The sequence below is a fragment of the Planctomycetaceae bacterium genome, assembly GCA_041398825.1.
Lineage (GTDB): Bacteria > Planctomycetota > Planctomycetia > Planctomycetales > Planctomycetaceae > F1-80-MAGs062.
In genome coordinates, this window is sequence record JAWKTX010000009.1 from 106,068 (window position 1) to 126,709 (window position 20,642).

Consider the following 20,642-nt stretch of genomic DNA (forward strand, 5'->3'; position numbering starts at 1 on the left):
ACAGTCGGCGGTCAATGGTTTGGAAGCGAGCCCTTGAAGCCCCCGGAGGGAACGGTCCCACCGAGTGCTCGGGCGATGGAAGTAAAGTTGTGGTCCATCATACCAGTGTATGTCCCTTCCCACGAACCAGTTGGCCCCATGGCATCTGAAAACAATTCACCGCCGATTTCGACCCGCTGTCCTCGGGAGGCCGCACCATCAATCAAAGCAGTGATGTTTTTTCTGGGGACGCTGCTTTCAACGAACACAGCGGCGACCTTCCGATCAACCAGCATGTCGACCAGTTCGTTGATACGCTGTAATCCAGCCTCTGACTCTGTTGACAAACCCTGAACCCCCACAACCTCCAGCCCGTAAGCTCGCCCGAAGTATCGAAAGGCATCGTGCGAAGTGATCAGGACGCGCTGTTGTTCGGGGACCGAACCGAGGACCGATTTGCCGTATTCGTGCAGGTGAAGCAGTTCTTCCTGAAGTTCTTCTCCTCTTTGCTCGAACTGCAACCTCGAACTCGGTCGAAAGTCTGAAAGCGTTTTAACGATGGTTTCGACGCAGGTCGACCAGAGGCTGACATCCATCCAGATATGCGGATCGGCGTGACCTTCGGAATCCGGCGGGTGAATCACGCGATCGGGCGCCAGGGCAGAAGTGATTGCGATCGAAGGAGTTGAATCGGTCGTCTTTCGAAGTGTATCCGTCAGACGCCCTTCAAGCATGTAACCTGAATAAAAGACAACATCCGACAGCATGATTGTTCGAACATCATCGCGTGTTGCACGGTAAAGATGCGGATCGACCCCATCTCCCATCATTTGTGTGACCCTGACCTGATCGCCGCCCACAATGCGAACGAGGTCTGCCACCATTCCGACTGTGGCTGCTGCTTCCAGCGGGCCAGACTGGTTCCGGGGTTCGCTGGAGTGATCGGCGAACTCGATGCATCCGGGCTGGCTGGCAAGAAACAGGGACAGCACCAGACAGTAGCAGGCAACTTGCGGCTGCCGAAATCGGCACTTCCTGATCCAACGGAAACGGAAGTATGGGGCTGACGATCCGAACATCAGTTTTTCCAGACGGAATTGATCACCTGAAGGGACGAACATCGAACGCTGGCCGATGGATCACCGGCAAAAACCTCAATCACTGGCTGAAGTGATGCCGGAAAAATTCGATCACTAATGACCGCTTCACCGTCGTTAATAAAGACTTCAATTGTGGAACGATCAACAACGACATCGATCAATACAGAATCCTTCAGAAGACGCGCGGGAGCGTGATGCCGCCCCGCGAAAGCCGGATGGAAATCGACGTTGCCGGACTTCCTGCGGTCAACGTACACCGCCTGATCCTTTGTGTCATATCCGATTTCTGTGAACTCATCATTGCCGGTTCGAATTCGCAGTCCGCAGGACCTCGCCTTTCCGGGCAACAGCTCGGCCTGAATGCGGAATCTCATATCGTCCAGCTGACCGCTGCTGGTCAATTCAACGGGTGGCCAGGTGGCAGTCACCGGCCTGATCGGAATTGACGTTGTAAGTGAATCCAGCTCCTGCACCGGACGCTGGACCAGCACATACTCGGGAAATTCCGGCAGACCGACATTCCTAATGCTTAGTTCGCGAGGAATCGACATACAACTGCGCCAGGGAGAAGTAGGCACCAGACAAGTTTCCCAGTTGTTGAACCAGCCGAGCCAGATTCGGCGGCCATCAGATTCAGGAATGTTGGACCAGCTCACGGGTGCGTAAAAATCGCGTCCAAAATCGACCCAGCGTGACTGCTGTAATGCCGTGAACCTGGAACCATCGAATCGTCCCACGAAGTATTCGCCGCCACTGCCGCCTGCGATTGACCCGCTTCCCATGTCGGCTTCCAGCACCCAGAGCGTTTCTCCGTCAGTGCCTTCAATCGGCAATTCGAACAGGTCCGGACATTCCCAGTTTGGCTTGCTGGTGACGCCGGCGGGGCCGAATCGGCTCGATTCTGTCCAGTTCTTCAGATCATTCGACGTGTAGAACACCAGGATCTTTTCGTTCGCAAGCGACACCACCATGACCCACCGTTCGGTCGGCGCGTGCCAGAAGACTTTGGGATCGCGAAAGTCTGCCTTGTTCAAATCAAGAACGGGATTACCCTGGTAGATGGTCCATGACCGTCCATTGTCATTACTGTACGCGAGGCACTGCGTCTGTTTGCCGTAGCCGTGCCCCGTGTAGATGGCAACCATTGGGGGCCGATCGCCTTCACCAAATCCAGATGAGTTCCTGTGATCGACGACGCAGCAACCACTAAAGGCCATGATGCCGTCGGTCTCCGGAATGGCCAGCGGCAGATGTTTCCAGCGCATCAGGTCAGAACTAACGGCGTGCCCCCAGCTCATGTGGCCCCATGAGTTTCCCGCGGGATTATACTGGTAGAACAGATGATATTCGCCATCGTGCCAGACCAATCCGTTCGGATCGTTCATCCAGTTGATCTCAGGAGAAAAGTGAAACTGGGGGCGCAGAGGTTCATTCATGTAGTCCGCGGATGTTCGGTACGCGGCGAGCTGGTGTTCGAGATCAAACCGCCCTGGCACAGTATCAGTCTGAACAATCTGATCGACGTTGATGTGTCCCCAGCCACCGGTTGCGCGGTCAAAGATGCGAATGCGAGCCTGTTGACCAGTCAGATCACTGACGTTCCATGACTTCCATTCGAGCTCTTCTGATTCGGACCCGGTGGAGGAACGAACGGATTCATCGCCGATCAGAAGTTCGATACCCACTTCGTTTGCGTGGGGACCGCCACCAATCAAAAACGCGATGTGGCTTCGTTCAATAGTGAACGTTTTGCTTGTTGCGGTTCCAACGGAATAGTCTCCACCAGCATACGTATTGACCAGACGGGCACCTCGGAAGCCGGATACCGTCATCTGATTCGGGAGCGTGCCCGCGGCCGGGGCATCGCCGAATGCCGTGCCCGTTAATTTCCAGTGCTCATAAGTCCCCGATTCGAAATCCTCTATCAATACGTCGTCAGCTGCGAAAGCAGTGCTGATTCCTGCGGTCAGTAGCGACATCACAAGTTGCGACAGGCGTAGTATCAGGGCTCTCATGATCGACCTTCATCAAAACGAATTCGCAGGTCTTCTGGAAACGACATTGTTCCGCCATGCTGCGTACAGGCAAAACCGGCTACGGCAACAGAACGAGCATTAATCTTCTCAATGGGGTCTCCCCGTAACAGACCCAGCGTCATTGCGGCTGTGAATGCATCGCCCGCTCCGACGGTGTCCGCAACTGCGACGGCTTCGCCCGGGTGCTCGGACATTTCATCGGCAGACAAAAGCGTGGCACCTCGGGGCCCACTAGTTACTGCAACAAGCTGCAGCGAAAACATCCGTCGCAGCTGTGCCATCAGAAACCGCAGACAAGCTTCGTCGTCCTGTTTCTCACTGACTTCAATCCCGCATGCAGCTGCCACCTGCGGAAGCTCGTCATCGTTCAGCTTCAGTACGTTGGCTAATTGCAACGATTCCTGAATCACTCCAACATCAAAATAAGGCGAGCGGAGATTGATATCCAGGACGCGGAAAGCATTTTCAGGTGTCTCCGCGACGAAACGCTGAATGGTTTGGCGGGATCGTTCAGATCGTTGGGCGAGCGTTCCAAAACAGACGGCAGAACAGTTTGCGGCGAGCTCCGCAAATTCACGAGTCCAGCTCAGGTGGTCCCATGCGATGTCTTCAGAGAACCGGTAACTGGCAACTCCCGATGCATCGAGGGTGACATCCACTCGTCCCGTTGCAAACTCCTTCAACTGGACATTTCCAACCTGCACGTGATGGCTCTGAAGTGCGGCGATGGCGTTTCGGCCAAGGTCGTCGTTTCCAACAGCACTTACGATATGGACCCCAACCAGTGGCTGTCCAAGTTCTGCAATGCTGCAGGCAAAATTTGAAGGAGCGCCGCCGAAACGTGGTCCTTCCGGGAAAACGTCCCAAAGGATCTCCCCCAATCCAACAACGATGGGTAACGGTGTTGATTTGGCTGACTGGTTCATATCATCCCTTTCCCTTGACTGGTGAGCATCGCTTCCATCTGTTCCAGCGGCACACCCCTGGTTTCGGGAACAAAGAACTTCACCCAGGCGAGTTGCAGCACCATCATGCTGCAGAAAAAACCAAATATCAGCGATGGTTCGAACTTCTCCGCCATCAACGGAAAATACATCGTCAGCAGGGCAGCGAAAACCCAGTGCGTCGAACTACCAAACGCCTGCCCGGCGGCCCGATACCGGCCGGGAAAAATCTCGCTGATCAGAACCCAGATAACAGCCCCCTGACCGATAGCGTGTGCGGCAATAAAAGCGAATATGCAAATCGGGACCAGCTGGAAGTTCTGAACATGGAACGCCCAGGCGCACAGTCCAAGCGATGCAATGTAGCCAAACGATCCCATGAAAAGCAGCGTTCGGCGCCCTGCTCGATCAATCAACCAAAGTCCCACATATGTGAAAATAAGATTGGTAACACCGATGCCCACAGACTGTAGCAGCGCTGCATTCCTGCCAAGCCCGGCCCATTCAAAAATTCGAGGAGCGTAATAGAGGATGGCATTGATGCCGGACATCTGATTAAAGAATGCCACCAGAAAAGCCATCGCGATTGGAATTTTCAGTCGGGATGAAAAGAACCGACTTCCTGACGCTGGTTCGTCCTCAGAAGCGCTGATGGAATCCACGAGGTTCTGAATCTGAACGTCAGAGAGATCCGGAGCGATGTTTCTGAGAATTGTGGTCCCAGACTCACGATCTCCGACGACGCTGATGAGCCATCGAGGGCTTTCGGGGATCGTCAGACACATCAGTGTGTAGAGCAATGCTGGTATCGCCTCGACCCCAAGCATCCATCTCCACGCGACATCTGCATCCATGAATCTGCCGATGACGTAATTGGAAACCAGCGCGATAAGGATGCCGAAGACGATATTGAACTGGAACAGACCGGCCAACTGCCCTCGACGATTCGGCGGAGCGATCTCGGAGATGTACAACGGGGATGCCACCGTCGCGATTCCCACCCCGACACCACCGATCAGCCTCGCGATCATGAAGAAAACCGGACCAGTTGCCAGCCCCGAACCAATCGCTGAAACGAAATAGAGAAGACCGATCCAGATCAGGGTCCGACGTCGACCAAATCGCTGAGTGGGAATGCCACCGAAAACCGCTCCAAGAACCGTCCCCCAAAGGGCGGCACTGGTACAACGCCCGTGCATCGTTCCATCCAGGCTCCAGACTTCCTGAATCTTCTGCTCGGCCCCGGATATGACGACGGTGTCAAATCCGAAAAGAAATCCAGCCAGTGCTGATGTGATCGCCCAGAGGAAGAGTCGAGTGAACAAGAACCTGCTCCCGAAATCAGTTATTCAGTTGTGCCTTCGCACAATGCTAACGGATCCTGCATGCAAAGTTCTGTTCAGGCCGTAAGAATCTGCCCGATGCGCCCTAACCGGCCGGGCTCAACCCCAAAGTCGAAATCCAGGGCATGCTTCAACATCGCGCGGCCCGTCATGGCAACGGTCTGACATTGCAACAGCTGTTGCGAAGCTTCAGTTCCCGGAGCCCACTTGTTCCCCGGGCGGTCGATCGGGAACGGAAATCTCCATCAGCATGCCGGGAAGAAAGACTTCGGGCAACTGATCCAGCTGCCGGTCGTCCAGTATGCTGAATTGAAGCCCCTGGTTGCGGCACTCCGATTCAATCCTGCGAATTGCGGAAACGCAGCCATAAGCCAGCAACATTCGACCTCCGGGTTGCAGTCGATCTTGCGCCCCGTGTACGAGGGACTTGAGTAGTTCGAAATTCGGATCATAGAGTGCAAAATCTGCCACCGTCGTTGGTGTCTGATTTTCCCAGGGTGGGTTTGAGATAATCAGGTCAAAACGCTCACCATCTCTGAGAACTGTCCAGGCACCGGGAGCGCGACGCGGCACGAGCCGGCATTCGAGATTTTCTGATAACCCCAGTTCTCCTGCGTTGAAGATTGCGTTCTGAATTGCGGCGGGATTGATGTCGGTAGCGACGACCTGGGCCGCCCCGAATTTCAGGCAGCAAAGTGAGATGAGCCCGCTGCCTGTTCCAACTTCGAGCACTTTTTTACCTTGTACCAGGTTGGTTGTTTGAATCATTGCACGCAGGCTGCGGGTGTCGTCCGGCTCCCAGAAGACCGATTCAAATATTGCAAGGCTCACTGGTAACTGAGGCACATCAACCCATCGCGTGATGATCGGGGCCGTTTCGCCGGGGAGCGGAGTGTTTGAGCCGATCGAAGCCGTGTGGTTCGTTTCGCCCGTGGACGCCGCATCTGCAGAAACGGTTTGACTCGCATCATTTTCAAACGGATGCGAGATTTCGACCTGCTTCACCCCAGTATCCTGACATCCGGCGAACGTCAGGACGGACAACGAAAGCAGGGCCTGAAATAAAGCGATCCGCGGACCCGTTAAAGGACGCGGAGACAGATATGTTTTGAGAAACTGGCTCAACGAACGCAGCACAAATGTTCCGTGGCGGATGCAGGACCTTTATCCGTCCGTTAAAAAAATCGGGACAGGCACGCAGGACGACTGGAAACTATCGTGTTTTAATGTCTCCTGCTCGATCCAGTCCCGTTATTCAACAGGCTGTTAACCCGCCATTGCTGAGTCCAGCGCCATTTTTCGGCGGGTATCTGCGAGTACATTAGAAAGATGATTGGGGATTTCATACCCCTCAGCGAGACGCATCTGTTCTTCATCGACAACTCGACAGATCTCTTCGAGGCCAATGGAGGCGCTTCGTTTGTCCACCTGAATCAGTTCGCGAAAGCCGTACTGCGTTTGGCGAAGCTGGTCGGGTAGAAGGCCAGACATGGCCACCGGGAAAAGCTTAAAGAATTCCGGCCCGCGAGGTTCCAGAGTCGTATTCAGTGAATGATGAAAATGGATGGCACAAAGCAGGTCATCCGGAAAGTGCCATCGAGCCGCACAGTAGGCTCCTGCTGACGCATGATTCCACCCGAATCGTTCCTGCTCCCAGTCACACAGATCCCGACCGTCCATGAAATCAGTGGACATGTAACTGATGTAGTCGCCGTCGAAGTGGTTTGTCAGCACCGGCAGAAGAAAGTCCTGCAGCAGTCCTCCCAGGAATGCGAGGCCAGAGTCAAGTTTCAGTTTTCGTGCCAGTTCTCGAGCAAACAGCGCGCGCTGCAGCGATTCATTCCAGAAATTGCGTTGATTGATGAGCTTTGACTTAATGGCGCGGGATGCAGCTCTCATCCCGGCAGCAAGCAGATACATTTTCGCTGCGTTAATTCCGATATGCATGACAGCATCTTTGACGGATCGCACAGGTGCGCGCAATGCGTATGAGGCTGAATTGACATGCTTGAGCAGCTCAACCGTCAATCCGGAATCCCGTTCGACGATGGCGGAAAGCACCTTGATGTCAAAATCCGGGTTCGCAGCCTTCTCAACGAATTCACTTACGGCGTGCGGCAATGCGGGAAGTTCGATCGATTTCGGAAGGTGATCGGGATCAAACGCATCGATGGTCTCGGCACGAAGTGCTTTCCAGCTGAATTTTCCGTCCCCAACAGTAGTCACGGTGGGCAAACTCCATTCCGGGTATTCTGGTTGCTTCGTCCAGGTGCATCTTCGAAGGGAAAGGGGGAACGCTGTCTGCTGAATGCTCTGAAAGGAGCAAGACGTCAGACTCGCAGCCCGGAGGCGTTATCGCAGGCTCAGCGCATCACTTGCCATGTTCGTTGGAAGAGTCGAGTAGAACGGGTCGAGGGCAGGGAGTTCTTCGGATGATGCCGAAGGTGGCGATTGGCAGGGCGGAAAGGAACGAGACGCCGTGCAAAAAGTGTGTTGCACGGATCCGCAGAAATGGCAGTTGCTGGTTGGGAAACAGGGCTTATGTTTCTTTCAGTCATCGTGCGAATTCTAAATCGAACACAGAGGTTCAGAGAGACCCCGGAAAAGCCATGAAAGACATTCGTCGCATTTTTGCTGAATGGCCGTCCAGCATCCCACGGCAGGGAATCATCGTCAGCAACTTCGGTGAATCGCTGCCGTTCTGCAATTTCATGTTGTGTGGCGACTTAATCCTCGTTGAAAGGAAGACTCCCGACGCCGCTGGCGGCCGGCGCGTCATCATGGGGTTAGATGGAATCCTTGCCATCAAGATTATTGATGCCATTGAAATGCCACGGTTCACGGCAATGGGCTTCGTTGGGCTCGCCTAGTCAGCCTAGATTGCTCAGGCGGGGCATTCTGCGTGGGTTACTCTGTTTTTGTGGGCTGTAACGATTCAACAGGCTGAGATTTGTTCGAATATATGACTCGCATGGATCCGAGTCTGCTTTAACGATATATTTGATGTGAGGGTGATCGCTCTGCGGTCCCGACGAAATTCAAATAGATCGGAAAGCAATCGGAATGTCAGTCTGGACTCGAACCATTGGTCGGCTTCTCCCTGGATCTGATTCGGGCATTCGTGGGCGCAACCGTCGACGTCGGTCTCTCGCAATGGCCAGTGTCAGCGACGCCCTGGAACTCAGACAGCTGCTGACGGCTGTTTCGATGACGGATCAGGAGCAACTGCTGCTGGAGCTGGTCAATCGCGCACGGGCCAATCCGCAGGCAGAGGCAAATCGATACGGCGTCGCACTGAATCAGGGGCTTGATCCCGGTCAGATTTCTACCGCCGCCAAACAGCCTCTGGCACCTCATCAAAGCCTGACCAACGCGGCGGGTCTCCATTCTCAGGACATGATCAACAGAGACTTTTTTGATCATACGAACCCTGACAATTTGACTGAAGTCGATCGGGGACAAGCGGCTGGATATCCGACCGCAGCCATCGGCGAAAACATCGCATGGGAAGGCACAACCGGAGTACTGGACAACAACGCTGCGGTCTATCTGCAGCATGAAGCGTTGTTCCTGAGTCCAGGGCATCGGGCCAATATGTTGCATATACCTTACGAAGAAATTGGCGTTGGTATTCGCTACGGTAAGTTTCTGGATGCAGGTACCAACTACAACGCGATTCTGGTGACAGAGAACTTTGGGATTCGCAGCGTCAATCCATTCATTACGGGTGTCGCTTACACGGATACAGACGGCGATAATTTCTATTCAATTGGCGAGGCCATTCGATCGGGCACGGTGACCGCTACAGAGGCAACCAGCGGTCTCACCTACACGGCTGACATCGGCGTTTCCGGTGGCTATGGAATGATCGTGCCCGCCGGCGTCTATTCGGTGGTGATTAACTACACAGCCAACGGAACGCAATTCACCGGACAAAAGGCGGTCTCAGTCGGCAGCAATAACGTAAAGGTCGATTTCAAAGCCTCGGAGACCACTTCGGCAGCGGTGACCATTGCGCTTGGGGCTTCAACGATTTCGGAAACAGGCAGTACCACCCTGACGTTAACGAGAAGCGGAGCCACAACGTCACCACTGTTGATCAATCTCTCGTCGTCTGACACATCAGATGCGACCCTGCCAGCGTCAGTAACCATCCCTGCAGGCCAAGCCGGCGCTCAGGTGACCGTAACCGGCGTCGCTGATACATCGATTGACGGAAATCAAACGGTCACCATTTCTGCTTTTCCTGCCGGTCTGGCAACGCGGACGACGACGTTGACTGTCACTGATGCTTCCGTCCCTGTCATCCCCGGTGGAATCATCGATACCAATTCTACAATGCCCACGATTACCTGGAATGCGATGGACAACGCAACCCGGTACGCAGTATGGGCGAACTACGCTTCCGGGCCAACAAACGGAATCATTAACGTATCGAACATCTCCACGAACAGTTACACGCCGACAACGGAGCTTGGCATTGGCGTGTACTGGATCTGGGTGCGGGGTTTCACGAGTTCTAACGCGGCATCAGCGTGGAGCACTCCAAAAATGATGCGGGTCAAAACGCCGCCCAGCATTACCGGAGCTGCAAATCGAACAGTAACCGATCCTGACTTCTCGGTTTCGTGGGAGGCTCTGCCCGGGGCAGCATACTACGACGTCTGGGTTGATCAGCTCTCGACTTCGACGAGTGCGTATTTTCGCAACAGTCATGTCAACGGAACTTCCGTGGATCTGACAGGATTTGAACCTGGTAAATACGGCATCTGGGTCCGCGGATTTACAGCACGTGGCGACGTTGGAAACTGGAGCCCTCGCACAACCATCACCGTTGCGCCGACCGCCCAAAACGTTAACGTCACCGCCGCGAGCGTGACATCAACTCCAACGCTCAACTGGGATGCCATTCCCGGAATGTCGACATATGCCGTCTGGGTCAATAACCCTCAACGGGAACGGCTGCGGTTGTCAATCAGACGGGAATTGCCACAAACAGTCTCGAATTGTCTTCGCTTCCCGCCGGATCGTACGTCGCATGGATTCAGGGCATTGATGCTTCCAACAATAAATACGCATGGAGCTCGCCATATCGCTTCGAGATCGGGATCGCAGCAAAGATATTGACTCCGGCCAGTTCACAGTCTTCTGGAACTCCGTTGTTCTCGTGGACGCAGGTCGCAGGTGCAACACGATATGAACTTTGGGTGTCCAGTCTCAACGGTGCGGGGCGAGTGATACATGAGACAAACGTGACTGCGACGCAGTTTACTCCTGCCACTTCTCTAGGCAGTGGAAACTATCGAATGTGGGTTCGAGCGTTCGATTCATCGAATGCCAGCACAGGCTGGTCAGCTTCGTATGATTTCGACCTTGTTGATGCCGACAATGGCCAGATGAAAGATGCGCTGGAAAAGTGGACACTGGAAATGCTGGAAGCTCGGTTGGTATCACGGCTTTCAGAGGCTGCTGATGAAACTGTTGAACAGGTTTTTGCACAGCCGGATTTAATTGAGGCCATCAATCACTCCACAGGTCAGGAGCAGCGTCAGCAGGTCACCCAACTTCGAGGCATCGACCCCGGGGCGTTTCGTGATCCATCGACGTCAATTGTGGACACATCTTCAGAAGACTTTCTGCTCGCCCTGGGCCTCGTGGCTGATCCCATCGTTAAATGAAGAAACTCCTGATCACCGGCACCGACACAAGCATCGGGAAAACTTACACCACGTGCCTGCTGGCTCGTCAAATGCGGCAGTCCGGACTGCGTACGGGAATTTACAAGCCCGTCTGTAGTGGTTCAGAACCTGGTCGTGATGGTGTGCGAACCTGGCCCGATCTGGACGCGATTCAGGCAGAACTTTCGGCGGATATTCCGCTGGATCTGATCTGTCCCCAACGTTTTCACGCTTCAATTGCTCCCTCTGAATCCGCGAAGGCAGAGGGGGAATTCGTAGACGAATCTGTGCTTGTGGAGGGATGCTCTGCGTGGCAGGCTTATGCCGATTTTCTGCTGATCGAAGGCGCTGGCGGGTTGTTGTGTCCTTTGACGGACAGCCTGTCCGTTGCCGGATTTGCTGAACGATGCCAATTGCCGATTGTCGTTGTTGCGTCAAACCGACTGGGCATGGTGAATCACACCCTGCTGACGATTGAAGCCGCCCGTTCGCGCGGATTGCAGATTCGTGCCGTAGTTCTGAATCAGGTCACGCAACCAAACACCGGCGAAGGCATATCGGCATCCGAGGATGGCGTCGACTGGATTCAATCCACAGATATGACCACGCAATCGAGTATTCGGCTCATTGTCCGATGGGCTGGCGATCTGCCAATATTCGGGTGCGGCTATCAAGGCCATGAACTGATGCCCGTTGCCAACGTGCCCCCGAACTGGCAATGGCATATGGCCTTCAGCTGACGGGGTGATCAGGAAACATGCGGAAGTTGCCCCGACGCGTTTTCGATACGGTTTTCCTGCGAATCGTCCGGCAATGCAGCACAAAAAAACTCACCACTGCGAAATAGTGGTGAGTTTCAGCATGCGTCAGTTTGTATGAGTTCCGAAGATCGGGCTACTCTTCGACGTTTAATAATTCCAGATCGAAAATCAACACTGAATGCGGCGGGATTGATGGGCGACCAGCGGGGCCGTAGGCAAGATCACTTGGGATGAACAGTCGATACTTTGCCCCGACCTTCATCAACTGCAGCGCTTCTGTCCATCCTTTGATAACGCCGGACACTGGAAATGTCGCTGGCTGGTCTGCGGCCGTTGGCGCGTCGCCTTCGTAAGAAGAATCGAACTTATTCCCATCGATAAACGTACCTCGATAATGCGTTGTGACGGTACTGGAGGCTTTGGGTGTTGCCCCTGTTCCTTCCTTTACCACAAGGTACTGCAGACCCGACTTTGTCGTTTTCACGCCTGGCTTTGCTTTGTTTTCGGCAAGAAATTTCTCGCCAGCCTCAAGCACGACTTTGGCCTTCTCTGCCTGTTTTGCTTCAACAATCTTCTGGATTTCTTCGAATGCCGCGCGGATTTCTTCCTGGGCTACGGGAGACTTCTGTCCGGCAAGCGAGGCTGCAATTCCAGCCGCAATCAGCTCAGGTTTGGCGACTTCGAGCCCCTGTCGTTTCAGATCATTGCCAATTTGCATTCCAATGTGAAAGCTGACTTTGTCAATTGAGGTATCCAGTTTCGGCGCCTTTTCCTGAGCATTAGCGAATGGTGCGGCTGCCAGAAGAATGGCTGCGAGCAAGTGTGATACGGTCTTTAATGTCATTTTGAAAAATCCTGTGAGTCTGACCATGCCACGATGCCCAGCGATCGTTCGCTGATAAACGACGATTCGTTACCACGGAAAGAACCAGTGAACAGAATGAACGATTCGAATTCGTAATTCAATCGCATCGACAGTTTGAGGCTACTATGGAGCTGGAGTTTCCTGGGCCACGGCCGTTGCACCTGGCTTATCTGGCACTCCGCGAACCTTCACAAGGCCGCTGATGGCTACGATGACAAACGAAAGCAACACAACGATCGCTGTCCATTTGGGAGCCTGATCGCGAAACTTCTGAGTTCCTTTCGATCGACCCACCAGCGCGGATGCTAGAAAGAAGATACCCAATGCAAGAATCATTTTCGTCCCCACAAGTGCGTGATAAGCCGCATCGCCCTTATGAGATGGAATTGCTTTCATGTAGTTGAAAAGTCCACTCGCGAGGAACAACGCGATGCCGCCGTGGACGAACCGTTTCCATCGATTTCGGACTCGGTCCATCAATGCGGTGTTTTGCTCCGGAGTTGATGAATCGAGCGCGGGGTGCAGGACATAACGTATGAAAAACGTGCCCCCGACCAGCAGAATAGCCGTTCCAACGTGAGCCCAGCGGGATATGACGGACAGAATATCAACGTCCATGGTTTCTTTTTCGCCTCAGCCATTAAGTCATGATTTATAGGGACAGTCCAACGATTTCTGCGGCTGGAAACTGTCAGATCCGTAATTGTAGGCAGTGAAAACAGTCTTTCACTTTGTCGGGTACGGAATGGGAAGGGTTCGAAGGATTCAAATTCAATTGGACTCGTCGTACAGCAGAATACGAGCGCGGCGATTCTGAAATTCGTTAAGGCCCCGTTTCCAGGTTGAAGTGACTGCTTCGAGCGATGCTCCATTCAGCACCGAAGTCAATACCTCCTGATTGCACAGCAGTCGGTTAAGATTCTTTGTTTCCCACGCTTCAGGGAACAGCGATCGCAGTGTTAGCATGATGCCAACGCCGGTCTCCACTGCCCGAAGTTGGCTTCGATTCGTGATAATCAAACTGACACCCTGACACAATTCGCCCTGATACTTGCTTGCCGTTGGAGTAAATGTCGTGGGAACGAAGCGAATTCCGGGAAGCCCCGAATTGTTCAGGTGAGCCGCCAGTTTTCTGCCGTCGATCCAGGGGGCTCCAATCACTTCAAACGGTGTGTCGGTTCCCCTGCCGACACTGATGTTCGTCATTTCCAGCAATCCAATACCGGGGTACAGCACGGCCTGATTCAGGTTTCGCATATTCGGCGATGGATTGATCCATGTGAGCCCGCATCGGTCGAAGAGTTCGCTCCGTCGCCATCCTTCGACTTTTATAACCTGTAGATCAACATCAATCTCTAATTCCGTCTTTAACAGCAATGCGTATTCGCCCAGCGTCATTCCGTGCTGAACGGGAATTGTGTGGTACCCCACAAACGACTCACTGCCTTTGTCAAGGAGCGGGCCATCCACAACGACTCCGCCCAAGGGATTGACTCGATCCAGAACAACAAACCGCAGCCCGTGCTCTGCGGCTGCCTTCATTGCATTGCCCATTGTGGACGGGTAGGTGTAGAACCGACATCCAATGTCCTGGATGTCAAAAACAAGAGTATCGATTCCCTGAAGGCTTTGAGCGGTTGGTCGCCTGGAATCGCCATAAAGACTGAAGACTTTTAACCCCGTCGATTCATCAACGGCATCGGCGATGCTGGATACGTCCAGCTTTCCCTGCAGCCCATGCTCCGGACTGAACAAGGCCACCAGTGCCACGTTTTCGGCCGAGTGGAGCAGTTCAACGCTCGTCATGCCTTCCCGGTTGATTCCTGTTTGATTCGTGATCAGGCCGACTTTGCGGCCGCTCAATTGTTGAAAGCCATCTCGTTGAAGGACGTCGATTCCATTCAGTACATTCGAATGACTGGCATCACGAATCGGTGCGGTCGGGACGTTGGAAATCTGAAATATCGACGCGGCTGCGATTGTCCCCACACGACCAATCAACTGATTGACCGATCCCTTTCCGTTCGGGTGCACACGATTGCTGAGGAAGATCACGTACAGGTCACGCTCCGGGTCAATCCAGATACCCGTACCTGTGAAGCCACCATGGCCAAAAGCGCGATGCGACATCAGGTCGCCGCGGTTCGACGAATACCCGGTTCGAATATCCCATCCCAGACCGCGAAAGCCGCCAGGGACCGGGTAGGCTCTGGTCATCTGATTGATCGTTTCCGGGTTCATTACTCGAACGCCATCCAACTCCCCGCCACGGAGCATCATGGTGGCGTACCGAGCGAGGTCAGAGGCTGTTGAGAAGAGCCCTGCGTGCCCTGCGATCCCGCCCAGCAAATGAGCTCGCGGATCGTGTACATCTCCCTGCATCCAGATGTCGTCCCGCTTTTCTGTGACCGCTGCGCGTGCACGCAGGGCTTCGCCCGGCAGGTAACCTGTCTCAACCATTCGCAGGGGCTGGAAGATGTTCTGTTGTGAGAATTCATGGACGTTCTGTCCTGTGAGTTTCTTCACCAACGCTCCCAACATAATGAAATTGACATCGCTGTAAATGAAACGTTCACCTGGCTCGGCAATCGGCTTCAGGGCATTGATTCGGCGAAACGCCTCGTCCGGCCCCATCGCGTAGTCGCCAATGGCATTATCCGGTATGAGCCCTGACTGATGCGTCAGCAACTGATGAACCGTAATCGACTCCTTGCCATTCTGCGCAAAGTCTGGTTCATAGGTGGCAACGGTTGCGTCAGGATCCACGATGCCACGCTGCATCAAGATTGCGACGCTGGTTGCAGTCGCAATCGGCTTTGTCAGCGATGCCAGATCAAAAACGGTATCGGGCAGCATCGGATTTTCGACGGGATCAATTTGACGATCGCCAAACGCTTGGTGATAAACAATCCCGTGGCTGCGACCAATCAGCACAACAGCCCCTGGCATTTTTTCCTGACGCAGACCCTCTTCGACGACTTCGGCGATGACATTCAGGCGTTCCGAATCCATCCCGGCGCGCTCCGGGGATAATCGCGGAAGGACGGCGATTAATTCTCCCGGCTTATCGGCTTGCACTGCGGAGGGAACAATGCCCGCCAGCAGCAAAATTGCTGCAACCATGCTTCGAAGATTCAATGAGGGGATGCAGTAGAAAATGTCGAATTTTACTGGCATGGTTGGGCATCCGGCAGGAGGTAATCGCATGATGACCCTGGCCATTCTGGCAGAGTCAACATCAGGCGCAGGTGTGGTCTAACAGTTCCGGCCTCGTCGTGCAAAAGCGTCACAGCAATCAGTCGGTGCAATTTCGGGACTGAATGTCTCGGACGCCTTGCGGATCATGTGTCTGCATTGTGATTCTCGGGCTTCAGCCATACCCAGCTTTTCCCCAGCCTGCCGCCGTAGTTGCCTGCCGTAATCTTCACGACACCGTCAACCGTCGATGCCGCTCGAATCGCAGCCTGAGTTGCTTCACTGACCGTCGCCAGATCTTTGCCATTGATGATGATTTCCATCACGGAGGCAGCATTTCGGGGCAGTTGAGACTGCACGCCTTCCCGGTCCATCAGTGTCGGGCAAAATGGGTCGTTCGTGCTGGCAAACAGAAACTTGTACCGACTTCCGGCTTTCGAACCGCTTGCGGCGACGCCTCCCGGGAATGGCGTAATGACACCGGGAACTGTCAGGCAGGCATCGACGGCAAGTTCGGCGGCACGAAGGGACGCGTCTTCAGATGTCGCAACGAACCAGAGGTTGCCGCCCATCACACCGTCGCGGTATGCGAAGCGACGATCGATACAGAATTCGCCCCCCATGGTTGGAACAACCCACATCCGGCGTCCGAATCGATCTTCCAACTGTTCAAACCCGTCGCCGAAGTAGGCCAGTTTGCGTCCCAGCCGATATGCCGGTGCATCCGAATCGGTGGAGAAGCATCGCGTCGTCGGGCACGTCAGGATATTTTGACTAACCCGAGCCAGCAGCGTTTTCTCAAGTGCCTCAACCCGGTCTTTCCGAAATCGAGGGACATGCAGCTGACAAATTGCGCCGGGGCGTCCATCCGGTGTCGCAACTGTCTGGTCTCCTCCCGGTCCAATGTAACGGTCGATTCCTGCTTCGCATTCGCACATAATCGAAGACGAACCGTGACCGGTCGCGGCGTTGATCGCATGATCCAGCCACTTGCGGTCGCGAGCGGTAATCATGAATTCCACAAAGAGGCTGCGAAACGCCTCTGCGTACGTGTCTTCAACTTCGACCGACATAAAAGTTGCCTGCTTCGAAAGCGAGGGAAAGGAGTTACGCAATTCCCGGGACGGTAGGAATTGTGAGAAGAGTTCTACTTCCTGCCCTTGCCCCGAATTACGCGGTCCTCTGTGATCACTGCATCCATGAATACGTCGTGCGCTGCCACAGGGATTTCTTCAAACAGCTGGCATTCAAAGGCCAGCGCGATCAGAGGCGTATCTGGACGAGCGTGCTCGAGGAGTTTGTCGTAGTATCCCTTGCCGTGTCCCATTCGAGCGCCGCGCTGATCGAACCCAACTCCCGGCACCATGATCAGATCAATCGCTTCGACGTTCACTTGTTTTTCGGGCAAATGTCGAAGGTCCTGACGTGGTTCCAGAATCTTGTACATGCCGACTTCGAGCTCATCCATACTCATCAGACGGAACAGTTCAAGCTCGCCTTCCGCATTGCACCATGGCACGACAATCGTCTTGCCTGACTGAAGCGCCAATTCCAGGTCATGGCGAGTCCGAACCTCGCTGCGAACGTCAATGTAAAACATGACCGTATTGGCAACCGCATACTCGGGCAGAGACATGAATGCCCCGACGATACGTCGGCTCAGTTCATCCTTATTCTCCTGGGCATTGCGGTTCGCGTGAGCCTGCTTCCGCATTTCGTCCTTGAGTTTCTGGACAGAGATGTTGGTCGACATTTGAATTCTTTCGTGCGCCGCAGAAGAAGATGGTGCAAAACGGTCAGTTTGCTCCAGAAATGCAGTCAATAATCGTGCTTTTACTTCGCACTCACTGCCAGTTCAACCGGCTCACGCATTCGTTCCGTGGTTCTCAGGAATCGATCCGACTTCCGGAAGTTTCGACGGTTCCCGAAGTGAATCAAGCGCATCTCGTGAGGATTGCAAAACCGCGCCGTGCGAACAGGCTTACTGCGAAACAGGCAGGGCTGACTCAGAAAGATCTCGACTTCTGCGGTTCGTGAAGCCTGTTGGGCGAAAGGATCATTTTGATCGGCTTTTCGCAGTGGGGACAGTCGACCATGAATGTCGAGGTGACTCGAGTCACCGCACGTAAATTGGGGTTGCAGAGCGACATGTTGCCCAGACGATCAAAGGCGACCGCGGAAGTGCCTTCCGGTATTGCTGCGAGAACAGGCCCGGATTCATCTGCATGCATCGTGATTTCACGGATGACATCTCGACTTTGATCGAAAGACAGCACTGCGATCCTGCCTTCGGGCATGCGGTAGAGCCGAGACGATGCCGCGGGGGCGAAGCCCACAGTCTGCAGAACATCGTTGCTGGCAATTCGGACAACTCGTCCAGACTGCAGCAGGACATAAAATTGGTCTGCACCATTCAATGCCACATCCATCGCAGGTTCTGGCAACCCTGGTAGTTCCCGGAAGTCTCCGAGCGAGTCAAAGATACCCAGTCGGCAAGATGCTCCACCGACTACGGCAATTTTGCCCGTCGTGCTGCGGCAAAAGCCAACAGGGCGGAAGGGGATCGAATGGAGGGTCACGAACACGCCAGACCGTGTCAACTGCACGATGGTACCCCGGGTGTCTGCAGTCGCCTGCCTGTCCCGGGAATCCTGGGTGGCTGGCGAAGGCTGTGCTGTCGCAGTCAGCGCAAGTGTGGTGCCAGCGTCGTCGATGGAAAGCCTGCACAGACCACTCAGGCCCGTTGCTGCCAGTTCAACCGTTCGGTCTGGGAGCATCCGAAAAACAGATTCGCTGTCAGAATCTGCAACGTAAATTGCCCCATCCGGGGCCACCTTGATATCGACAGGCCGGATCACCGAAATGGGTATGCGCTCGATGACGGGGCGGGACGGGACCAGAATCGGCTGATGATCGTGCTGCTCCAGTGCTCCAAACCCGCTCTCCGCAAACTCATCCGCAACCGTCCCTTGTGAGATGGCGGAAAGCAGGATTGCGACTTGAAGAGTGATGAATCTCAGCATGGACAGGCTTTAAGCAAATCTAATTCCAAACCTGGAAACCCCGCGAATTATCGATTGGTCAGCCCGTGACGTCAATCAAATCACGCAAAAATGAACAGTCTCATCAGGATTCAACACAAAAAGAAACCCCAGGGTCTGCAGCAGACCTGGGGCATCATTCGAACAGAGTCTCGCTATTTGTCCGAAACGTTGTTTGGGCGATTCTTACCGTCCTTGTGCTGAGGCTTTCTCCATATTTCGAACAAATTCATCCTGACGCATTGGGGCGATACGAATGCCTGCCTGTTCGAACATTGGTCGCAACCGCCGACTTTGCTCCCATTCATCCATGTCGATCAGGCCGTTCTGGTTGCGGTCCATCCGACTGAAGTAGCTTGCAGCCATGTCGCTTGAAGAACCGCCTGATCGTCCATCAGAACGAGAGGATCTGTCACTGCCGGAGCTTCTGGAACCTCGAGAATCAGACGAGCTGCCGGAACCGTTCACGATGATCAAACGATCCTTCTGGATCGAAGCGTACAGAAATTCCTCTTCCGATTGCGCCATCGCTGTTTCGTATTCATTCAGTTCGTCGGGGGTCAGAAACGCATCGGAATTCACGTCAATCTCCTCGAACCGGTCGATATCTTCACGCATGGAGGCGATCCACTCGTGAAAGGCTAATTGCCCATCGAAGTCGATGTCCAGCTCTGTGTATTTTGATGGGAGTTCAACGATCTGGAAATTATTCTTCTCGCTCTGTCTGTAGGGCGTCAGAGCTGGTTTTCGGGAAGAACTGCGCGGATCAGATCCTGAGGAGCTTGTCATGCCGCTGCGAAGATCGTTGATAGACGTGCCAGCCTTCAGATCAACACCCCTGGCTTTCATCATGTCTTTGACGAAAGACGGCATTCGGTCCAGCTCTTCCTGATCGATCTTTCCATTTCCATTGCGGTCCATCATTGCTGCGAATCGGCTGGATCGATCCTCAGAAGTTCCACCAAACGATGGTGGGCCGCCAAAACCTGGTGGACCGCCAAACCCTGACGAGCCGCCGAAACTGGGAGGACCTCCCCCAAAACCACCGAAACTCGGAGGGCCACCGGAACCAAAACTCGGCCGCCCGCCGAACCCGGATGATCCCGAGCCAAACGACGGAGGACCACCAAACCCCGGCGGGCCTCCTCCAAATCCAGAGCTGCCGCCAAAGCTGGGCCGACCGGAATAGCTGCCCCGGTCTCCGCCTCGGTCACCGCGATCACGTCCACGATCACCTCTGTCCTGTGCGGAGAGTGGCTGTAGCTGGCAAAGCAGAATCGCCAGGCTTAGCGTAATCCCAAAGTTTCGGATCAGAAAGTAGCGCGACATCTGTCCATTCCCTCTGAAGCAATCGCTTCAATCGGATAACGGTGTGATCAAAAAAACAGTAATAGCGAAGATGGCAAATGACGCAAAATCACCTGCCAGAGGTTAGAACCCCGGCAGACTATCAAGGATCCGGCAACTTTTCAAAGTTTTAAGACTCCTGAAACTTCGGCAGGGGTTTCAGTCTTCGTTGGCCCCGCATCTACGACGGATGATTGGTGTAACCGGCAATTGCTGGACATCGTCGCCGGAGTTTGAGGTTTGTTGTTCCGCCTCGGGTGTGGGATAGGTCATAATTGACCGCCGGACCTCTCATCTGATGGTTATCTGAACATAAATTCAGGTCCAGACTTGTCTTCAACGACAAAATCGAC

The 20,642-nt window shown here is 54.2% G+C and carries 17 protein-coding genes; 4 read left to right on the forward strand and 13 right to left on the reverse strand.

The genetic code is table 11. The features are described 5' to 3' along the window. Positions 1 to 11: 11 nt before the first annotated feature. The 6 genes from R3C20_16855 to R3C20_16880 all read right to left on the reverse strand — a co-directional run bounded on the left by R3C20_16855 (position 12) and on the right by R3C20_16880 (position 7,628). On the reverse strand, positions 12 to 971 hold the full coding sequence (locus tag R3C20_16855) for a zinc ABC transporter substrate-binding protein (GenBank protein ID MEZ6042175.1): 960 nt from the start codon (positions 969 to 971) through the stop codon (positions 12 to 14). An 86-nt stretch (positions 972 to 1,057) separates the two neighbouring features. Further along, positions 1,058 to 3,094 carry a glycoside hydrolase family 32 protein gene (locus tag R3C20_16860; GenBank protein MEZ6042176.1) on the reverse strand — a complete coding sequence of 679 codons (2,037 nt, stop codon included), beginning with the start codon at positions 3,092 to 3,094 and terminating at the stop codon, positions 1,058 to 1,060. Next, positions 3,091 to 4,041: a PfkB family carbohydrate kinase gene (locus R3C20_16865; protein MEZ6042177.1), complete on the reverse strand. Its 951-nt coding sequence runs from the start codon at positions 4,039 to 4,041 to the stop codon at positions 3,091 to 3,093. The genes R3C20_16860 and R3C20_16865 overlap by 4 nt, the downstream gene beginning before the upstream one ends. After that, on the reverse strand, positions 4,038 to 5,384 hold the full coding sequence (locus R3C20_16870) for a sugar porter family MFS transporter (GenBank protein MEZ6042178.1): 1,347 nt from the start codon (positions 5,382 to 5,384) through the stop codon (positions 4,038 to 4,040). Before R3C20_16870 ends, R3C20_16865 begins: the two co-directional genes overlap by 4 nt. 207 nt (positions 5,385 to 5,591) lie before the next feature. Further along, positions 5,592 to 6,539, reverse strand: coding sequence for a 50S ribosomal protein L11 methyltransferase (locus R3C20_16875; protein ID MEZ6042179.1), 948 nt, complete (start codon positions 6,537 to 6,539; stop codon positions 5,592 to 5,594). Positions 6,540 to 6,668: 129 nt separating this feature from the next. Beyond that, positions 6,669 to 7,628, reverse strand: coding sequence for an HDOD domain-containing protein (locus R3C20_16880; protein ID MEZ6042180.1), 960 nt, complete (start codon positions 7,626 to 7,628; stop codon positions 6,669 to 6,671). A gap of 383 nt (positions 7,629 to 8,011) precedes the next feature. Here R3C20_16880 and R3C20_16885 point away from each other — a divergent pair, with 383 nt between their 5' ends. From R3C20_16885 to bioD, 4 genes are all read left to right on the forward strand, one after another. Continuing rightward, on the forward strand, positions 8,012 to 8,272 hold the full coding sequence (locus tag R3C20_16885; protein ID MEZ6042181.1) for a hypothetical protein: 261 nt from the start codon (positions 8,012 to 8,014) through the stop codon (positions 8,270 to 8,272). A 283-nt stretch (positions 8,273 to 8,555) separates the two neighbouring features. After that, positions 8,556 to 10,529 carry a CAP domain-containing protein gene (locus R3C20_16890; GenBank protein ID MEZ6042182.1) on the forward strand — a complete coding sequence of 658 codons (1,974 nt, stop codon included), beginning with the start codon at positions 8,556 to 8,558 and terminating at the stop codon, positions 10,527 to 10,529. An 80-nt stretch (positions 10,530 to 10,609) separates the two neighbouring features. After that, positions 10,610 to 11,080 carry a hypothetical protein gene (locus R3C20_16895; GenBank protein ID MEZ6042183.1) on the forward strand — a complete coding sequence of 157 codons (471 nt, stop codon included), beginning with the start codon at positions 10,610 to 10,612 and terminating at the stop codon, positions 11,078 to 11,080. Continuing rightward, the gene (gene bioD, locus R3C20_16900; GenBank protein MEZ6042184.1) at positions 11,077 to 11,820 is read left to right on the forward strand and encodes a dethiobiotin synthase; all 744 of its coding nucleotides are present in this window, start codon (positions 11,077 to 11,079) and stop codon (positions 11,818 to 11,820) included. The genes R3C20_16895 and bioD overlap by 4 nt, the downstream gene beginning before the upstream one ends. 154 nt (positions 11,821 to 11,974) lie before the next feature. Here the strand turns inward: bioD and R3C20_16905 are convergent, their stop codons facing one another. The 7 genes from R3C20_16905 to R3C20_16935 all read right to left on the reverse strand — a co-directional run bounded on the left by R3C20_16905 (position 11,975) and on the right by R3C20_16935 (position 20,271). Next, positions 11,975 to 12,685, reverse strand: a complete 711-nt coding sequence (locus R3C20_16905) for an FKBP-type peptidyl-prolyl cis-trans isomerase (GenBank protein ID MEZ6042185.1) — start codon at positions 12,683 to 12,685, stop codon at positions 11,975 to 11,977. 144 nt (positions 12,686 to 12,829) lie between these two features. Then, positions 12,830 to 13,324, reverse strand: a complete 495-nt coding sequence (locus tag R3C20_16910) for a hypothetical protein (GenBank protein MEZ6042186.1) — start codon at positions 13,322 to 13,324, stop codon at positions 12,830 to 12,832. 153 nt (positions 13,325 to 13,477) lie between these two features. Then, positions 13,478 to 15,829 carry a DUF1343 domain-containing protein gene (locus R3C20_16915; GenBank protein ID MEZ6042187.1) on the reverse strand — a complete coding sequence of 784 codons (2,352 nt, stop codon included), beginning with the start codon at positions 15,827 to 15,829 and terminating at the stop codon, positions 13,478 to 13,480. A 218-nt stretch (positions 15,830 to 16,047) separates the two neighbouring features. Continuing rightward, positions 16,048 to 16,974 (reverse strand): formylmethanofuran--tetrahydromethanopterin N-formyltransferase, encoded by a 927-nt coding sequence (gene fhcD / locus R3C20_16920; protein ID MEZ6042188.1) that lies wholly within the window; start codon positions 16,972 to 16,974, stop codon positions 16,048 to 16,050. A gap of 74 nt (positions 16,975 to 17,048) precedes the next feature. Continuing rightward, complete coding sequence (locus tag R3C20_16925; protein MEZ6042189.1) at positions 17,049 to 17,654, reverse strand: 5-formyltetrahydrofolate cyclo-ligase; 606 nt, start codon at positions 17,652 to 17,654, stop codon at positions 17,049 to 17,051. A 253-nt stretch (positions 17,655 to 17,907) separates the two neighbouring features. Further along, positions 17,908 to 18,924 carry a hypothetical protein gene (locus R3C20_16930; GenBank protein MEZ6042190.1) on the reverse strand — a complete coding sequence of 339 codons (1,017 nt, stop codon included), beginning with the start codon at positions 18,922 to 18,924 and terminating at the stop codon, positions 17,908 to 17,910. A 204-nt stretch (positions 18,925 to 19,128) separates the two neighbouring features. Further along, on the reverse strand, positions 19,129 to 20,271 hold the full coding sequence (locus tag R3C20_16935) for a hypothetical protein (GenBank protein ID MEZ6042191.1): 1,143 nt from the start codon (positions 20,269 to 20,271) through the stop codon (positions 19,129 to 19,131). Between the last annotated feature and the right edge of the window lie 371 nt (positions 20,272 to 20,642).

Coding starts and splice junctions, on each gene's coding strand:
- R3C20_16935 (MEZ6042191.1), bottom strand. CDS start 20,271: ATGTCGCGCTACTTTCTGATCCGAAACTTTGGGATTACGCTAAGCCTG.
- R3C20_16865 (MEZ6042177.1), bottom strand. CDS start 4,041: ATGAACCAGTCAGCCAAATCAACACCGTTACCCATCGTTGTTGGATTG.
- R3C20_16915 (MEZ6042187.1), bottom strand. CDS start 15,829: ATGGTTGCAGCAATTTTGCTGCTGGCGGGCATTGTTCCCTCCGCAGTG.
- R3C20_16885 (MEZ6042181.1), top strand. CDS start 8,012: ATGAAAGACATTCGTCGCATTTTTGCTGAATGGCCGTCCAGCATCCCA.
- R3C20_16930 (MEZ6042190.1), bottom strand. CDS start 18,924: ATGCTGAGATTCATCACTCTTCAAGTCGCAATCCTGCTTTCCGCCATC.
- fhcD (MEZ6042188.1), bottom strand. CDS start 16,974: ATGTCGGTCGAAGTTGAAGACACGTACGCAGAGGCGTTTCGCAGCCTC.
- R3C20_16890 (MEZ6042182.1), top strand. CDS start 8,556: ATGGCCAGTGTCAGCGACGCCCTGGAACTCAGACAGCTGCTGACGGCT.
- R3C20_16905 (MEZ6042185.1), bottom strand. CDS start 12,685: ATGACATTAAAGACCGTATCACACTTGCTCGCAGCCATTCTTCTGGCA.
- R3C20_16910 (MEZ6042186.1), bottom strand. CDS start 13,324: ATGGACGTTGATATTCTGTCCGTCATATCCCGCTGGGCTCACGTTGGA.
- R3C20_16925 (MEZ6042189.1), bottom strand. CDS start 17,654: ATGTCGACCAACATCTCTGTCCAGAAACTCAAGGACGAAATGCGGAAG.
- R3C20_16860 (MEZ6042176.1), bottom strand. CDS start 3,094: ATGAGAGCCCTGATACTACGCCTGTCGCAACTTGTGATGTCGCTACTG.
- bioD (MEZ6042184.1), top strand. CDS start 11,077: ATGAAGAAACTCCTGATCACCGGCACCGACACAAGCATCGGGAAAACT.